This window comes from Kosakonia sp. WA-90 (assembly GCF_039871955.1).
GTDB lineage: Bacteria > Pseudomonadota > Gammaproteobacteria > Enterobacterales > Enterobacteriaceae > Kosakonia > Kosakonia oryzendophytica.
Genome location: NZ_JBDPLJ010000002.1, coordinates 609,625 through 624,898 on the forward strand (window position 1 = coordinate 609,625; position 15,274 = coordinate 624,898).

15 protein-coding genes and 2 tRNA genes are annotated in these 15,274 nt (G+C 55.2%); 5 read left to right on the plus strand and 12 right to left on the minus strand.

Features of this window, described 5'->3' with window-relative positions:
• Window positions 1-334: 334 nt before the first annotated feature.
• Window positions 335-838: a hypothetical protein gene (locus ABGA49_RS06075; RefSeq protein WP_347665294.1), complete on the plus strand. Its 504-nt coding sequence runs from the start codon at window positions 335-337 to the stop codon at window positions 836-838.
• Window positions 839-925: 87 nt separating this feature from the next.
• Here the strand turns inward: ABGA49_RS06075 and ABGA49_RS06080 are convergent, their stop codons facing one another.
• The 3 genes from ABGA49_RS06080 to ABGA49_RS06090 all read right to left on the minus strand — a co-directional run bounded on the left by ABGA49_RS06080 (window position 926) and on the right by ABGA49_RS06090 (window position 1,637).
• The gene (locus ABGA49_RS06080) at window positions 926-1,054 is read right to left on the minus strand and encodes a hypothetical protein (protein ID WP_347665295.1); all 129 of its coding nucleotides are present in this window, start codon (window positions 1,052-1,054) and stop codon (window positions 926-928) included.
• Window positions 1,055-1,082: 28 nt separating this feature from the next.
• Window positions 1,083-1,412, minus strand: a complete 330-nt coding sequence (locus ABGA49_RS06085; RefSeq protein WP_088238000.1) for a gamma-glutamylcyclotransferase family protein — start codon at window positions 1,410-1,412, stop codon at window positions 1,083-1,085.
• Between the two features lie 149 nt (window positions 1,413-1,561).
• Window positions 1,562-1,637, minus strand: a tRNA-Asn gene (locus tag ABGA49_RS06090).
• Between the two features lie 176 nt (window positions 1,638-1,813).
• Here ABGA49_RS06090 and ABGA49_RS06095 point away from each other — a divergent pair.
• Both ABGA49_RS06095 and ABGA49_RS06100 read left to right on the plus strand, forming a co-directional pair.
• A complete protein-coding gene (locus ABGA49_RS06095) occupies window positions 1,814-3,289 on the plus strand; it encodes an EmmdR/YeeO family multidrug/toxin efflux MATE transporter (protein ID WP_347665296.1) in 1,476 nt (491 codons plus the stop codon).
• Window positions 3,290-3,369: 80 nt separating this feature from the next.
• Window positions 3,370-3,445, plus strand: a tRNA-Asn gene (locus ABGA49_RS06100).
• 61 nt (window positions 3,446-3,506) lie between these two features.
• On the opposite strand, the gene ABGA49_RS06105 is transcribed toward ABGA49_RS06100, so the two are convergent.
• From ABGA49_RS06105 to ABGA49_RS06130, 6 genes are all read right to left on the minus strand, one after another.
• On the minus strand, window positions 3,507-4,850 hold the full coding sequence (locus ABGA49_RS06105; protein ID WP_347665297.1) for an allantoin permease: 1,344 nt from the start codon (window positions 4,848-4,850) through the stop codon (window positions 3,507-3,509).
• Between the two features lie 63 nt (window positions 4,851-4,913).
• Complete coding sequence (locus tag ABGA49_RS06110; RefSeq protein WP_347665298.1) at window positions 4,914-5,894, minus strand: biotin-dependent carboxyltransferase family protein; 981 nt, start codon at window positions 5,892-5,894, stop codon at window positions 4,914-4,916.
• Window positions 5,875-6,765 carry an allophanate hydrolase subunit 1 gene (locus tag ABGA49_RS06115; RefSeq protein WP_061494237.1) on the minus strand — a complete coding sequence of 297 codons (891 nt, stop codon included), beginning with the start codon at window positions 6,763-6,765 and terminating at the stop codon, window positions 5,875-5,877. Before ABGA49_RS06115 ends, ABGA49_RS06110 begins: the two co-directional genes overlap by 20 nt.
• Window positions 6,755-8,155: an acetyl-CoA carboxylase biotin carboxylase subunit gene (locus tag ABGA49_RS06120; protein ID WP_088237996.1), complete on the minus strand. Its 1,401-nt coding sequence runs from the start codon at window positions 8,153-8,155 to the stop codon at window positions 6,755-6,757. Before ABGA49_RS06120 ends, ABGA49_RS06115 begins: the two co-directional genes overlap by 11 nt.
• A gap of 16 nt (window positions 8,156-8,171) precedes the next feature.
• The gene (locus tag ABGA49_RS06125; RefSeq protein ID WP_347665299.1) at window positions 8,172-8,423 is read right to left on the minus strand and encodes an acetyl-CoA carboxylase; all 252 of its coding nucleotides are present in this window, start codon (window positions 8,421-8,423) and stop codon (window positions 8,172-8,174) included.
• Between the two features lie 26 nt (window positions 8,424-8,449).
• On the minus strand, window positions 8,450-9,220 hold the full coding sequence (locus ABGA49_RS06130) for a 5-oxoprolinase subunit PxpA (protein ID WP_347665300.1): 771 nt from the start codon (window positions 9,218-9,220) through the stop codon (window positions 8,450-8,452).
• 149 nt (window positions 9,221-9,369) lie between these two features.
• Between ABGA49_RS06130 and ABGA49_RS06135 the strand changes: the two genes are divergently transcribed.
• Both ABGA49_RS06135 and shiA read left to right on the plus strand, forming a co-directional pair.
• Window positions 9,370-10,287: a LysR family transcriptional regulator gene (locus ABGA49_RS06135; RefSeq protein ID WP_347665301.1), complete on the plus strand. Its 918-nt coding sequence runs from the start codon at window positions 9,370-9,372 to the stop codon at window positions 10,285-10,287.
• A gap of 225 nt (window positions 10,288-10,512) precedes the next feature.
• Window positions 10,513-11,832, plus strand: a complete 1,320-nt coding sequence (gene shiA / locus ABGA49_RS06140) for a shikimate transporter (RefSeq protein WP_061494241.1) — start codon at window positions 10,513-10,515, stop codon at window positions 11,830-11,832.
• Between the two features lie 65 nt (window positions 11,833-11,897).
• Here the strand turns inward: shiA and fadK are convergent, their stop codons facing one another.
• The 3 genes from fadK to ABGA49_RS06155 all read right to left on the minus strand — a co-directional run bounded on the left by fadK (window position 11,898) and on the right by ABGA49_RS06155 (window position 15,238).
• Entirely contained in the window at window positions 11,898-13,565 is a 1,668-nt protein-coding gene (gene fadK, locus ABGA49_RS06145; protein WP_347665302.1) for a medium-chain fatty-acid--CoA ligase, read from the minus strand.
• 93 nt (window positions 13,566-13,658) lie between these two features.
• Window positions 13,659-13,952, minus strand: a complete 294-nt coding sequence (locus ABGA49_RS06150; RefSeq protein ID WP_061494243.1) for a ferredoxin family protein — start codon at window positions 13,950-13,952, stop codon at window positions 13,659-13,661.
• Window positions 13,949-15,238 carry an FAD-dependent oxidoreductase gene (locus tag ABGA49_RS06155; RefSeq protein WP_347665303.1) on the minus strand — a complete coding sequence of 430 codons (1,290 nt, stop codon included), beginning with the start codon at window positions 15,236-15,238 and terminating at the stop codon, window positions 13,949-13,951. Before ABGA49_RS06155 ends, ABGA49_RS06150 begins: the two co-directional genes overlap by 4 nt.
• Window positions 15,239-15,274: the final 36 nt, after the last annotated feature.

Here is a 15,274-nt window from a genome sequence, read left to right on the forward strand (position 1 = left end):
ACAATGTGATTTTTGCTGCATTAAAACAGAAAACTTAACCACAAAGCGAAGGGGGTCAGGCATATATCCTGAATCTGATATAAACCTGATTTTATAAAAAACAGATCAGAGGAGATATTGGGCTGAAATTTATTCCCACGGAAGACTACACACACCATTTACCACTAAAGCATCGGCAAATGATTATCTGCTTGCCAGAATTCCTGCGCGACTCTGCAATATGACTCGTGCTGAAAATACGTGTACCGAAATCGCGCTTTACACGTTCGTCTGCTTTTAAATGTAGTGAATATATTCATTTGTTATCCTTAATCTGTTGAGATATGAGGGGCGTATGAAAACGAAAAAGCTATTTACATTATTAGCGGTTGTTATAGCACTGAGCAGTTGTAGTTCATCGCAAACCGGAGAAAAAACAAGTAGTGCAAAGGTAAATACGCAAAATACGCAAACAACCAGTGAGGTGAAATCCGTACCACCTGCTGACATGCAAGTGAAATCGACCTTTAATAGCATCACCACCTGGAATCAAGGACAACAATTCTTAAATGTTATTGGCTCAACCAATGATCCTAAAATTGATAATAAGTCCTGGATAGCGATATACCGAGAAAAATGTGGTTTCGACCCCGGTGTTCATAGTGCCACGGGTGCCGTCTGCCCTCAAAATGCGCTTGGCGGTCATGTAGTGATGAATGGACAATCGCAAAGACCGGCCAAAAACTCGCTGGTATATATTGTTCCGATTTGTACCAGTGAAAATAACCAGCCCAATTTGCTCATGACAATTGCCGCAAACGGGACGTGCGCTGTGGTGCTGAATTACTGGATGAAATAAAGATGAGGGTTATCCGCAAGGATATCTCAGGCCCGCAAGCGTCATTCATGTCCGTCCTGCGACGAGGCCTTTGCTAAGGCCTCGTGATTAACGCTGCCCGATGTCCCATTGATTAAAATTGAGGACTGCACTTTCGGGCGGCGACAACTCATCGGTGGCAAGGGCGGCCGGAGAAATCAGCAAGAGTGAAATAATCAAACGCTTCATATCCATCATGCCTGTAAATCACCTAAGTTGGATATCGCTACACCGCTGGCTGTAACTGATAAATCCACGCGGTGACGTGTCGGTTATCTACCGTGGTTACCGTCACTTCGACGCGATCATAGCCGTCTTCAAATTCATCCAGCATTGGCCAGTGTGCCTCCAGGTTGTCGGATAAAAACAGATAACCCTGCACCTGCGCGCCATCGTTATTCAGCACAATTCCCGGAAAATCCGCAGCGGCGCCCCAGCCACGCGCGTAAAACGTACCCGTTACATAACCTGGCAACCACTCGCCGCCGATATTTTCCAGAATATGCGCATTAGCATGGCCTGGACGAAGCGTCCCATAGACAAATAAAGCGTCCATTTTTCCTCAACATACAAAGCAATGACAACCCAACGGGCAGGGGACTTTCACCATACGGTTTCGTGGCGGGGTTCGCAACGGCCAGAGGATACGGAAATGTGATGACGTAGAAAAGCAAAAAGCCTGCTCGTAAGCAGGCTTCTTAAATTTGGCTCCTCTGACTGGACTCGAACCAGTGACATACGGATTAACAGTCCGCCGTTCTACCGACTGAACTACAGAGGAATCGTTGTGGAGGCTTATCTTAGCGGCGAAAAAACATTTGTCAAACCTCATTTTAGCTCAGCGCGTTTGTCTGCTGCTTCCCTCGACAGTTTGCCGCAATAAGCAACGATTTCTCAGGAAATGCTTTGCAGGATCAGGGTTTCTCCCCCATTATTTGAAATGAGGTTTCACCCTTTGTGCTAAGGAAAATTTTGAACGTCGTCACCACCCTGCGCCAGGCTGTCATGCGCACCCCCTGGTACAAAAAGCGTAAGAGTTACCGTGTCCTGCTCTGGCGAGAAATCACCCCCCTTGCCGTACCTATCTTTCTGGAAAACACCTGCGTCCTGATGATGGGCGTGCTCAGTACTTTCCTTGTGAGCTGGTTAGGTAAAGAAGCGATGGCGGGTGTTGGCCTGGCAGACAGCTTCAACATGGTGGTGATGTCTTTTTTTGCGGCTATCGATCTGGGTACCACGGTCGTCGTGGCCTTTAGCCTCGGTAAACTCGACGCGGAAAGGGCGAGGGCGGCCACGCGGCAATCGCTGGTTATCATGACCTTATTTGCCATTGTGCTGGCGGCGGTTATCCACGCCTTTGGCACGCAAATTGTTGATTTTATCGCCGGGTCGGCCACGCCGGAGGTGAAAGCACTGGCGCTGACTTACCTGGAACTGACTGTCATTAGCTACCCGGCGGCGGCCATTGCGCTTATCGGCAGCGGCGCGCTGCGGGGGGCGGGCAATACCAAAATCCCGCTGCTGATTAACGGCGGGATGAACATCCTCAATATTCTGATCAGCAGCGTGTTGATTTACGGTCTGTTTGGCTGGAAAGGCATGGGCTTCGCCGGTGCAGGGCTGGGGCTGACGGTCTCCCGTTATATTGGTGCGGTAGCGATTATCTGGGTGCTGATGATTGGGTTTAACCCGGCGCTACGTATCTCGCTCAAAAGTTACTTCGAGAAACTTAACTTCGCCATTATCTGGGAAGTGATGGGCATCGGCATTCCCGCCAGCATCGAGTCTGTGCTGTTTAACGGCGGCAAACTGCTGACGCAAATGTTTGTCGCCGGGATGGGCACCAACGTCATCGCCGGTAACTTTATCGCCTTCTCGGTGGCGGCACTGATCAACCTGCCGGGCAACGCCCTCGGTTCTGCCTCGACCATTATCACCGGCAAACGGCTGGGCAAAGGGCAGATCGCGCAGGCGGAACGGCAACTGCGGCATGTGTTCTGGCTTTCAACGCTTGTTCTGACGGCGATTGCCTGGGGGACGGCACCCTTTGCAGGGCTGTTCGCCTCGTTTTACACACGGGAAGAAGATGTAAAAGAGGTGGTTAAAGTGCTTCTGTGGCTTAACGCTGCATTTATGCCAATCTGGGCGGCCTCCTGGGTGTTGCCTGCCGGGCTGAAAGGCGCACGTGACGCCCGTTTCGCTATGTGGGTGTCGATGCTGGGTATGTGGGGTTGCCGCGTGGTGGCGGGGTACGTGCTGGGGATCATGCTCGGCATGGGCGTCATCGGCGTCTGGCTGGGGATGTTCCTCGACTGGGCGGTGCGCGGCGTGTTGTTTTACTGGCGTATGGTCAGCGGGCGCTGGCTGTGGAAGTATCCGAAGTCGCAGAAAACGCCGGCGCAACGCCCTCTTTCTGCACAGAGTGGAGAATAATTCGGCAAACGCACTGAAATGTGAATTCAGGCTTTGACAAGGGCAGGGGGCACCGCTAATATTCGCCCCGTTCAGACGATTCCTCTGTAGTTCAGTCGGTAGAACGGCGGACTGTTAATCCGTATGTCACTGGTTCGAGTCCAGTCAGAGGAGCCAAATTTAAGAAGCCTGCTTACGAGCAGGCTTTTTGCTTTTCTACTGTACTGCCAATTATCGATCAGCGGCGAACGCTGGCCGGACGTCGGGGCTTCGGCAGTTTATTGATGCTCACCCGCGCCCACTGGCTAAAGAGCGTGTATAAACCGCAGGCGGAGACAAACGTGGCCACTGCCGAAAACGCGGCGAATGAGGCGGGTCCTTGCATTAATACAATCCCCAGCGCTACGCTGATAAACCACGCCCCCACCCCCACGGGATTGATGGCGACGTGTTCGTGATCGGGCGGCACGTTATGAGCAATTCCTGCCAATGCCACGCCCACCCAGGCCACCACGAAAACACCCTGATAGGCCAGCGCTTGCAACAACCAGGCGAACACATCCGCCAGCATCAGGATATACACCACCCCACCTACCACGCATGCCCAGACCAGCTTGGGCAACTTCAGGTTAAACAAACTGTGGAAAAAGACCTGCATATTGACGGTGGCGAGATAATAGTTGGCGGTATTAATTCGCGTCTGCGTTACCCAAACAAATCCCAACCCGGCTATCCCCAGCAGGTTTAAAATCGCGACAACTACCGCAGTTTCGCTGAGTGCCCCGGCATCGCGAAGGCTGCTGGCGAGGTAAATACCCGCCACGCCATTGAGGAAAAACGTGACCAGATAGAACGGCATGCCGAAGTTGAAACGTGCATGGTACTTACTGTCTTCTTCGCGACCAAACCGGGCGTAATCGAAGGTGTACATCATTAATACCCAGACGCCCATGTAATAGGTGAAGCAGTTCCACCAGCCCCACGGAGAAGGATTGGCCGGGCCATACTCGAGCCAGTTTGCCTGGTAGCCGTAGTGCATCACCGAAACGACGATCGTCGCCAGTAACCCCAGTAGATAGAACGGCAGCAGTACGCCGTTAAATTTATCCAGCCAGTGCTGAACGCTGCCGAAAATCAGTGGCACGCTGTAAAGCACCACCAGCGCTGCCGCCGCCCAGTAGACCACGCCAGGAAAGAGATGGTTAATGGCAAAGGCGATAACGGAGCCTTCAAACACGGCGTAATAAATGGCCGTGGAGAAGAAGATCAGCGTCGCCAGTGATGCGCCCATACGCCCGAACAGGCGGCGTGAGAACTGGGCGACAGACAAGCCGCTACGGATGGCGAAGCGACTGATAACGCTGTTAATCAAACCGTATGAAACAACGGATAATGCCATCCCAATAATGGCGTTAACCGCGCCGTAGGTCAGTGCCAGAGACGCGCCAACCACTATGTAAAACACGGCGCTGCACACCGCCCACCAGGCCATCGTGAGGGAGAGTTTTCCCATGCGCACCGGTTCCGGCAGCGCTGACCGATCAACATTATCCGCAGCGCGGGATTGTGGAGCTGAAGCCATAGCAACCTCCTGAAACACGCAATAACCAAAGAGTGACGCCACGGGGCGATGCCCCTGGCAGGGTTAACGCAACGCGTTCGCTAACTGCGCCAGCCGCTGCTGAGACTGACGGCGGGCAACCAGCGCCTCCTCCAGCGTGACGGGCATAAAGCGAACGTGTTGATTCGGCTGTAGCTGACCAAGAATGGCAAGATCGGGGCTGATAACTGTCCCCAGCGTCATATAACCGCCGCCCGACACCGCATCGCGCAGCAGAACAATCGGTTCCACTCCTCCCGGCACCTGCACCGAGCCAATCGGGTAACAGGCATCGACAATATTGGAAGGATCGGAGCCCGCGCCAAACGGCGGCGTCCGCGGCGTGAACGCCAGGGGGTGTCCGCCCTTCAGGCGGTAGCCTGTCCGGTCGGCTTCGGTGCTCACATGCCAGCTGTCAGCAAAGAATGTGTCTACTGCCGCTGGGGTCAGGCGATGAATATAGAGACCCGGCACCAATCGCAGGGTGACGGATTTCTCCAGTACCGGCAGTAACGCGTCGGGAACGGTGTTACCTTCCCGGCGGGAACGCGCTTCGTTGACCGGGTGAGTGTTTAACACGTCACCCGCCGCCAGCCGACGCCCCTGAAAACCTCCCAGCGCACCCAGCGTATAGGTTGAGCGACTACCCAGGACGCGCGGCACATCAATGCCGCCAGCGATAGCCAGGTAGCCACGGCATCCCTGGCGCGCAGACGCAAAGCGCAAATGTTGCCCGGCGCGGATATACAACGCGGTGTGCGCAGCGGCCGGTTGATTGTCGATAATCGGCGTCATCGACGCGCCGCACACAGCCACCAGCGCGTCGACGGAAAAATGAAGCTCCGGCCCCAGCAGCGTCATCTCCAGCACGGCATCATCCACCGCGTTTCCCACCAACAGGTTCGCCATCTGCATCGAGTAGGGATCCAGCGCACCGGAGGGCGGTATACCGAGGTGGTAATACCCTTCACGCCCTCTATCCTGCACTGTGGTGGCAAGGCCGGGCTTAATCACATTGATGGTCATACAGCCCCCTTTTCAACTGCTGCGGATAACCCTGTGGATCGTCAAGAAAGTCGGCAAGCACAAACGTCACATCGCGAATGCGCGGAGAAAATACGCCGTTTTTCACCTGTTCACGGATGTCGTCATAGGTCTGGCGGTCGATCGCCCGAAACTGAACAATGTCTCCCGCTTTGAAAAACACCATTTCGCTTTGCAGATACGGCAGACGCTGCGCCGGGTCGTAAATGGGCATCGGTGTGATGCCAAACAACTGGTATCCCCCCGCGCCTCGCACGGAGTAGATACAGCCGAAACAGCCGCCATGACCGAGAGACAAACCCGGTGTATCGGTACGTGGGCGCAAGTATTTCGGCACCTGCAACTGTTTTTCCTGCCCGACCATCTGATACATAAACGGCAGCCCGGCAACAAAACCCACCATCGACACGAACCATGGCGTCCCGCTGTGTGCGGCAATGAACGCATCTTTATCCGTATAACCATTGATGTGTGCGGCATAATCGAGGTCGCTTCCTTCCGGCGCCTGGTGACGATCGCGAAAACGCATTAACGTCTCGTGTGTCCATGGGTCGTTGTACAGCACCGGGACTTCAATAATGCGCGTCGCCAGCGTGCTGTCGCCGTCACTGTCGGCCTCCAGCGTCTGTAGTCTGGCAAGCAGGGTGTCGGGCGGGAGTTCATCCGGGTTGAAACGCACCTGGAAAGAGGCGTTAGCAAGGCAAATATCCAGTACGCCGGGAAGCTGGCATGCTTCCAACGCCCGTGTCAGCGTCAGACCGCGGAAAAACGCGCTTAACGACATGGACTCTTCAATTTCGGCAAAGAGGTGCTCATCTCCGCCAAACGAGTAGCGAATCGGGTTACTGACCATAGCGACGGATCTCCTGTATCTGAGCCGATGAGGCACGGTCGCGTTCCGCAAGCCACTGCTCGAGGGTGGTGGTGGTGAATTCACCCGCCTGCAATTTCGGATGTTGCAGCAGCCATTGATGAAGCGGCGCGGTGGTTTTGATGCCACGAAGTTCAAGGGTATCGAGCGCCTGGCGTGCGCGAGCCAGTGCCTGGGGGCGGTCCGCGCCCCATGCGATCACTTTGGCCAGTAAGGAGTCATACCAGGGCGGAACGCGGTAGCCGCTGAAAACATGGCTGTCGATGCGGATCCCTTCGCCTCCCGGCCACACCACGCCGTCTATTAGCCCCGGGCAGGGAAAGAAATTCTTCTCAGGATCTTCGGCGTTAATGCGCATTTCGCAGGCACTACCGCTCAGACGGACATCCGACTGCGCCAGTGTCAGCGACTCACCGTTGGCAATACGCAGCATCCATTGCACCAGATCGACGCCCGTCACCATTTCAGTCACCGGATGCTCCACCTGGATACGGGTATTCATTTCGATGAACCAGAACTCGCCGCGCGTTTCATCAAACAGATATTCCAGCGTGCCTGCACCGCGGTAGCGTAAGTGCCGTGCCAGTTGCACCGCGCTGTCACAAAGCGCGGCACGCTGGTCAGGACGCAGGGCGGGCGAGGGGGCTTCCTCAAAGATTTTCTGCCGACGGCGCTGCAACGAACATTCGCGATCAAACAGGTGGATCACCTGTTCACCATCACCCAGGATCTGCACTTCGATATGCCGTGCGCGAGCGATAAACCGCTCGAGGTAGACGGCGCTGGAGCCAAACGCGGCTTTCGATTCACTCTGAGCGACAGGGAATTCACGCGCCAGCGCCTCGTCATCCTCGACCACGCGGATCCCGCGCCCACCGCCGCCAGCGGCCGCTTTAATCAGACAGGGATAACCGATTTCTCCGGCACGAATCTGCGCCGCCTGCACCGTTTCCAGCACCCGTGAGCCCGGCACAACAGGTACGCCCGCGTCTGCTGCAGTGCGGCGCGCGGCGGCTTTATCCCCCATCACACGGATGGTTTGCGCATCCGGTCCGACGAAAATATACCCGGCCTGTTCCACCCGCTCGGCAAACTGGGCGTTTTCCGACAAGAAACCATAACCGGGATGAATAGCATTCGCGCCGCTTTGTGCTGCGGCTTCCAGTAGTGCGTTGATATTAAGATAACTGCGTGCAGCTGGCGCCGGGCCAATAATGCACACCTCATCGGCCAGAGTGGCAGCGAGGCTTTCACTGTCAGCCTCGCTACAAGCCGCTACCGTTGGGATCCCCAGTGTTTGCGCAGCACGAATAATACGCACCGCGATTTCTCCACGGTTAGCAACCAGGAGTTTTTTTATTTTCCCCGCCATATCTCCTCCGCTGCGCTTATTCGTTATCGGTTTTTATTATGGCCAGAACCTGTCCGGGTTCGACGGCATCACCATTTTGTATGGTGATGGCGGTTATTGTTCCTCGGGTCTCGGCGAATATTTCGCTGAACTGCTTCATGACTTCAATTAAACCAATTACCGTATCCGGTGTGACTTTATCTCCGGCCTCAACAAAGGGTGGGGCTTCCGGTGATGGCTGCCGATAAAAAACACCTGGCAACGGTGAAATAACCTCAATATCAGACATTGTATTTTTCTCCAGATAAGCGGGTCTTATTTCTGTGCGACCGGCGAACAGACGGTAATGCCATTGTTCACCAGCGCCTTTTTTACCGAACTGATAATTTCCAGTGCACCAGGTGTATCACTGTGGATACAAATTGAATCGAAACGCACAGGGATGATATTGCCGGTCACGGTTTTCACTTTCCCCTCCAGGCAGGCCATTAACACTTTCTCTGTGATCGCCTGCACGCTGAGGCGACCCGTGCTGCGGGTGAAGACGATAAACCCGTGATCGTCATACTCCCTGTCGGCATAAAACTCAGTAATTACCGGGTGTCCCAGCCGTTGAGCTGCATGCCAGACCGCCGAGTTCGCCATACAGTAGAGGTAAAGTTCGGCGTCGAGTTGATGCAGGATGGAGACAAAATGCTGTGCTGCCGCTTCATCCCGCGCCAGGTACATATACAATGCGCCGTGGGGTTTTATATGTTGCAACGGCAACGCATATAAACGAGCGAATTCGCGTAATGCCCCCAACTGATAAATAATATCGTTAACCAGTTCTTCTGTTGGGATGGATAAATATCGGCGGCCAAACCCCTGTAAATCATGGAATCCGGGATGAGCGCCAAGCGCGACGCCATTTTTTTTCGCTGCCTCAACGGTTCGGCGCATAATATTGGGGTCGCCAGCATGAAAGCCAGCGGCAATATTGGCGGAACTTATTATCGTCATTAATTCATTGTCAACACCGTCGCCGATTACCCATGGTCCAAAACTTTCTCCTATATCGGAGTTGATATCTACGGTTCGCATCATAATAATTTCTTATTTCCGGTGGGGAGCATTAATTCACTATATGAATATTTATTTGTATCCGGAAAGTAGTATTTTTAGATACGCTGGTATCAGAAAAACAGAACGCATATTTGTGAACATTTACGATGAAATGATCAGAGGGCAAATCAATGCTGACGCTACGCCAGATCCGTTATTTTGTCGCCACGGCTGAAATGGGGCAGATCTCGCTGGCCGCTGTCCATCTCAATATTTCGCAGTCGGCGGTGACGGGTGCTATTCAGGAGTTGGAGCAGCTGCTGGGCAAGAAACTGTTTACCCGTTCGGTGCATGGCATGATGTTGACGGACTACGGAAATCACTTTCTCAATCATGCTTATACCGTTTTGCAGACCGTAGAAAATGCCGTGCGCAGTATGCCGGTCAGCGATACCGGTGTGCGCGGCACGCTGCGTCTGGCGGCAAGTTACACCGTGATTGGCTATTTTTTACCGTTTCACCTTCAGCGGCTGATGCAGGACTACCCGCACATTGATATCCAGCTATTCGAGTATGAGCGTCAGGATATTGAGCAGGGTCTGATAGACCAGACGCTGGATATGGCATTGGTGTTGACCGGTAATTTGCGCCATCAGTCGATTTATGCCGAAACCCTGTTTAACTCAACGCGCCGGTTGTGGCTGCCATCGCGCCACCCGTTATGCGAAAAATCGCAGGTGACGCTGGCGGATGTGGCCGATGAACCCTTTATTATGCTCACCGTTGATGAAGCGGCAGACAGCGCCATGCGCTACTGGGAAGAGGCCGGGGCGAGTCCTGGCGTCATCCTACGCACCAGCTCCGTTGAGGCGGTACGCAGTATGGTCGCCAACGGTTCGGGCGTTACCATCTTATCAGACCTGGTTTATCGGCCGTGGTCGCTGGAGGGGCGGCGCATTGAGACCCGTTCGCTGGTTAATAATGTGCATCCGATGAGCGTCGGTCTGGCGTGGCGCTATGATGCCCGTTTTACCCCAGCGATGGCGGCGATGCGTGAATATTTCCGCAGTGCATTCGTCACACAGCAGATCACTATGGTGCGGCGTTAACCTCTCTCTGCTCCTGTTTGCAGGCTTCACCGGATAATGTTCTATGCATCCGCTTTCCCTGAGTTAAATTCCCCATTCATGCCCGTCGCCCCGTAAAAGGGTTTTCTCTCGCCGCTTGTCGCTGTAGTCTCAGGTGCGGCTTTTATTTTGCTGCGTACGATGTGAGTAATCTTTTCCCGCAATACATAACTATAAAAATTCAGATTAGGAACGGACAGGACAACTATGGACTCCACGCTCATTACCCCCCGCCCCAACGAGGAGACACCTTCACTTCACCGCGCCCGCCGTGCTGCCTGGGGCAGCTTTGCCGGCGCGGTAGTCGACTGGTACGATTTTCTGCTCTACGGCATTACCGCGGCGCTGGTGTTTAACCGCGAGTTTTTCCCGCAGATCGATCCGGCGATGGGCACGCTCGCCGCCTTCGCCACCTTTGGCGTCGGTTTCTTGTTCCGTCCGCTGGGCGGCATTATCTTCGGCCATTTTGGCGATCGTCTGGGACGCAAACGGATGTTGATGATGACCGTCTGGATGATGGGCATCGCCACCGCCTGTATTGGTATTTTGCCGTCATTTACCACCATCGGTTGGTGGGCTCCCACGCTGCTGGTGATCCTCCGTGCGCTTCAGGGCTTTGCTGTCGGTGGCGAATGGGGCGGTGCGGCGCTGCTGGCGGTGGAAAGTGCGCCCAACGGTAAAAAAGCTTTCTACAGTAGCGGTGTGCAGGTGGGGTATGGCGTTGGCCTGCTGCTTTCCACCGGGCTGGTGTCGTTAATCAGCAGTCTGACCACCGATGCGCAGTTCCTGAGCTGGGGCTGGCGTTTGCCGTTCCTGTTCAGCATTGTGCTGGTGCTGGGGGCGCTGTGGGTGCGCAATGGTATGGAAGAGTCCGCCGAGTTTGAGCACGCGCAGGCACAGCAATCAACGGGTGAGAAAAAACGTCTGCCAGTGTTTGAAGCGCTGGTGCGTCACCCGGCTGCTTTTTTAAAAATTATCGCTCTGCGCCTGTGTGAACTGCTGACGATGTATATCGTCACGGCCTTTGCGCTTAACTACTCGACGCAGAACCTCGGGTTACCGCGCGAGCTGTTTCTCAATATTGGCCTGCTGGTTGGCGGAATCAGCTGCCTGACTATTCCGCTGTTCGCGTGGATGGCGGACCGCTACGGCCGGCGACGCGTCTATATTACCGGCGCGTTGCTGGGCGCGTTGAGCGCGTTTCCGTTCTTTATGGCGCTGGAGGCGCGATCGATCCTCGGTGTGGTGATTTTCTCGTTGATGCTGGCCAATATCGCCCACGATATGGTGGTCTGCGTGCAACAGCCGATGTTCACTGAAATGTTCGGTGCGGGTTATCGCTACAGTGGCGCGGGTGTGGGTTACCAGGTCGCCAGCGTGGTGGGCGGTGGGTTTACGCCGTTTATTGCCGCCGCATTGTTAACCTTCTCCGGCGGTGAATGGCATTCGGTGGCGATTTATCTGATGGTAGGGTGTCTGCTTTCTGCCCTGACGGCGATGTTAATGAAAACACCGCAGCCCAAATAATGCCGGGTGGTTTGCCGATCTGATGGGGGTAGGCCAGCAGACCGGCAGATTCGACCGCCGCGCGTCTACGAATGAGAGTAGCGCCGCGCCGGGCTGCTGCATTCGTTCTCGTTGCTCATCCTCCGGATAATGTCCTGGCGCAGCAGGAATTTTTTGATCTTGCCGGAGGATGTTCTGGGCAGTTTATCCACGATGACGATGCGTTCCGGGTATTTATACTTCGCCATCCGCTTACGGCTGAAAAACGCCACCACGTCCGCCAGCGGCAGGGGTTGCCCTGGCACTTTCAGCACGACATAAGCGCATGAGCGCTCGCCCAGCCGCTCATCCGGCATGGCGACCACGCAGGCATCTTCAATGGCTGGATGCTGCAACAGCACGTCTTCCACTTCGCGGCTACTGATGTTCTCGCCGCCGCGCACGATGATATCTTTTTTACGCCCGGTAATGCTGATATACCCCGCATCGTCCATGCGGCAGAGATCGCCGCTGTAATACCAGCCTTCTTTATCCAGCGCGCGGGCGGTCAGCTCCGGCTCACCGAGATACCCCATAAACACATTGGGTCCGCGTGACGCCTCTTCTCCTTCCATTCCGCGCGGCAGCGTTTTACGCGACTCATCCACCACTTTAATTTCCACTCCGGCTGCGGCATAACCATCGGTATTCATCATTCGTGAGGGAGTATCGTCAAGATTGACCAGCGCGTGGGGCGAACTTTCCGTCGAACCATAAATACTTAGCAGCGCGATCCCTAATTGCTGGCAACCCTGCGCCACTTTTTTCGGGATAGTGGTTCCACCGCAGAGAAAGAAACGTAGTGACGAGAGATCGGCTGGCTGCTTTTCTATCGCGCACAGAATGTCATAAACGAACGGTGTCGCACCGAGCATGCAGGTGCAACGCTGTTGCTCCAGCATCGTAAGGCAGGCGGACGGCGTAAAGATGTCCAGCAACACGCTGCGTGCGCCAATCAGAAACGGCGCGGTGACGCCGTGCAGAAAACCTGTGGCGTGCCCCAGCGGGGCAGGCATCATAAACACATCCTGCCAGGTCAGATTCAGCCGCGCGCAGTATGCCCGCTCGCTGGCGAGAATATTGTTGTGCGTCAGCATCACGCCTTTTGGCATCCCCTCGGTGCCGGAGGTAAACAGCACGGCGGCAAGTTCATCGCCGTGCACCTGGCGTGGTGCGGCGAGCGGGGCGTTATCTTGCAGTAGCTGGTGGAAGCTGAGCGTGGTTGTCGCCGGAGCCAGTTTATCCACACCAACAATGCGCTGTAAGCCGGGTAACTGGTTTTGCAGCGGCAGGATCAGATCCACCGGGCGGCTCTGTTTAAACAGGGTAGGGGCAAAGAAAATTTTCGCCTGGCATTTGTTTAACACCCACACCAGTTCCGCTTCCCGCCACGCAGGCAGCAACGGCACGGAAACCGCGCCGGTTTTCAGGCAGGCCAGATAAATCACGGTAAATTCGCACCAGCCAGGAAGCTGGAATGCCACGCGATCGCCAGGCTGAATACCGTTGTTCAACAACCATGTCGCCAGACAACTTGCGGCGTGATCAAGCGCCGCGTAGGTATAAGACGCGCCGTGGTTATCCACCACGGCGACTTTATCTGGCATGGCGCGTAGGGTCTGGTGCCAGTAATCTCCCAGCGATGCATCGCCCCAAAAACCTTGCCGTCGGTACGCTTCCCGACGTTCAGCATTAAACGTTATCGTGACGCTCATGAACTCTTCTCAGTCAATAAACCGTTAAACGTGCGAACAGGAAGGACATCGTGAGCGGATGTCCTTTCGCGAATTTCAGGCAGTATTGGGGACTCAGCCGTAGCGGAAGTCGACGCCGAACGTACCCACCGGGTAGGTCCATTTGTCGAGAATGGTCTCCCCACACAGCACGCGGCAGGTGCCGCATTCAAGGCAACCGGCGCAGTCAAAATGGATGTTGCCATCCGCATCCTGCTTGTAGAGGTTGGCCGGGCAGGCGTTAAGTAATTTGCGAAACTCAGCCATATCGGGGTTATCAGCCAGAATAATGTGCGGATGGCCCTCATCGACATGGAATTTATTGACGCCCAGTTTGACGTCAACATTAACGCTGTTTTCCTGACTCATAATGCGGTCGCCCCTTTGATGCCATCTTTCAGTAAATTCATTAGCCCGACTTTCTTCATATGGGACATCATCATTTTGCGCACCGGCTGGTTCGGCCGGCCATCAACGGTAAACATATCGTTCATGATGTCTGCCACCATGTGTGGATACTGGGTAAACAGACGCGGGTTTTCCATGAGTGCCGGGAGCTTACGGAAGTGCTGCATATCACGCATCACCACGCTCTGCTCCAGCGCGCGTTTATAGTCCGACAATGCCTGCGCAGAGAAATCCTGTTGACGTTTTGCCGCGATAGCGGTGTTGGCCGCCGCCTCGGCTGAGGCAATGGCCAGATCCATGCCGCGCACGGTAAAACCCAGATTGAGACAGAAACCGGCGGCGTCACCCACGATCATCACGCCGTCACTCACCAGTTGCGGCACCATTGCCAGACCGCCTTCCGGTACCATATGTGCGGAGTACTCCAGTAATTTACCGCCCTGAATCAGCGGGCGAATGGCGGGGTGCTGTTTAAAATCTTCCAGCATCTGCGGCACGCTTTTCCTTGCCTGGCCGATATCGCCGAGCCCGCACACCAGACCAATAGAGACCGAATCACGGTTGGTATACAGGAATCCGCCGCCCATCAGGCCATTCGATGGCGAACCGGCAAACAGCCACGCTGCGCCCTCATTCCCCTCGAGGTTAAACCGATCGTTAATGTGCGCTGTGGGCAAGCCGATCAACTCCTTCACCCCCACGGCATAGTGGTGTGGCGAGGGGGCGGGTACCATGCCTAGCGAACGGCCCAACAGAGAGTTAACGCCGTCCGCCAGGATAACCACATTGGCCTCAAGAATGTCATCGCCCGCCTGCACACCGGTGACCCGGTTGCCTTCGCGGATCAACGCGTCCACCCGTACGCCCGGAATAAACTGCGCGCCTGCCTGTTCCGCCTGCTCCATCAACCATGGATCAAGCCGGTTGCGCAGCACCGTGTAAGAGGCCTGCGCGGGGAGGGCGGGTTTTTCCCGTTGAAAGTCGAGGGTGACGGCGTTTTCTTCGGTCAAAAAGGAGATTTTCTCGCGGGTCACCGTTCGCTCAATCGGCGCGTTCTGCGCGAAGCCAGGCATGATGCGCTCAATACTGTGTGCGTAAAGCCTGCCTCCGGTCATGTTCTTACTGCCTGCGCTGTTACCGCGCTCGATAACCAGCACATCCAGCCCGGCTTTAGCCATCACATAGGCGGCCACCGTTCCCGCCACGCCCGCGCCAACCACGATGGCATCAAATTTTTCATCCGACATGCGTTATGCTCCCTTCCCGCTGTCCGCGCAGCGGGA

Bases quoted from the DNA above. Each gene is read 5' to 3' on its own strand.
- ABGA49_RS06105 (WP_347665297.1), bottom strand. From the start codon at position 4,850: ATGGCTTCAGCTCCACAATCCCGCGCTGCGGATAATGTTGATCGGTCA.
- ABGA49_RS06135 (WP_347665301.1), top strand. From the start codon at position 9,370: ATGCTGACGCTACGCCAGATCCGTTATTTTGTCGCCACGGCTGAAATG.
- ABGA49_RS06080 (WP_347665295.1), bottom strand. From the start codon at position 1,054: ATGATGGATATGAAGCGTTTGATTATTTCACTCTTGCTGATTTCTCCG.
- ABGA49_RS06115 (WP_061494237.1), bottom strand. From the start codon at position 6,765: ATGGTCAGTAACCCGATTCGCTACTCGTTTGGCGGAGATGAGCACCTC.
- ABGA49_RS06085 (WP_088238000.1), bottom strand. From the start codon at position 1,412: ATGGACGCTTTATTTGTCTATGGGACGCTTCGTCCAGGCCATGCTAAT.
- fadK (WP_347665302.1), bottom strand. From the start codon at position 13,565: ATGAGCGTCACGATAACGTTTAATGCTGAACGTCGGGAAGCGTACCGA.
- ABGA49_RS06075 (WP_347665294.1), top strand. From the start codon at position 335: ATGAAAACGAAAAAGCTATTTACATTATTAGCGGTTGTTATAGCACTG.
- ABGA49_RS06130 (WP_347665300.1), bottom strand. From the start codon at position 9,220: ATGATGCGAACCGTAGATATCAACTCCGATATAGGAGAAAGTTTTGGA.
- ABGA49_RS06110 (WP_347665298.1), bottom strand. From the start codon at position 5,894: ATGACCATCAATGTGATTAAGCCCGGCCTTGCCACCACAGTGCAGGAT.
- shiA (WP_061494241.1), top strand. From the start codon at position 10,513: ATGGACTCCACGCTCATTACCCCCCGCCCCAACGAGGAGACACCTTCA.
- ABGA49_RS06125 (WP_347665299.1), bottom strand. From the start codon at position 8,423: ATGTCTGATATTGAGGTTATTTCACCGTTGCCAGGTGTTTTTTATCGG.
- ABGA49_RS06150 (WP_061494243.1), bottom strand. From the start codon at position 13,952: ATGAGTCAGGAAAACAGCGTTAATGTTGACGTCAAACTGGGCGTCAAT.
- ABGA49_RS06155 (WP_347665303.1), bottom strand. From the start codon at position 15,238: ATGTCGGATGAAAAATTTGATGCCATCGTGGTTGGCGCGGGCGTGGCG.
- ABGA49_RS06120 (WP_088237996.1), bottom strand. From the start codon at position 8,155: ATGGCGGGGAAAATAAAAAAACTCCTGGTTGCTAACCGTGGAGAAATC.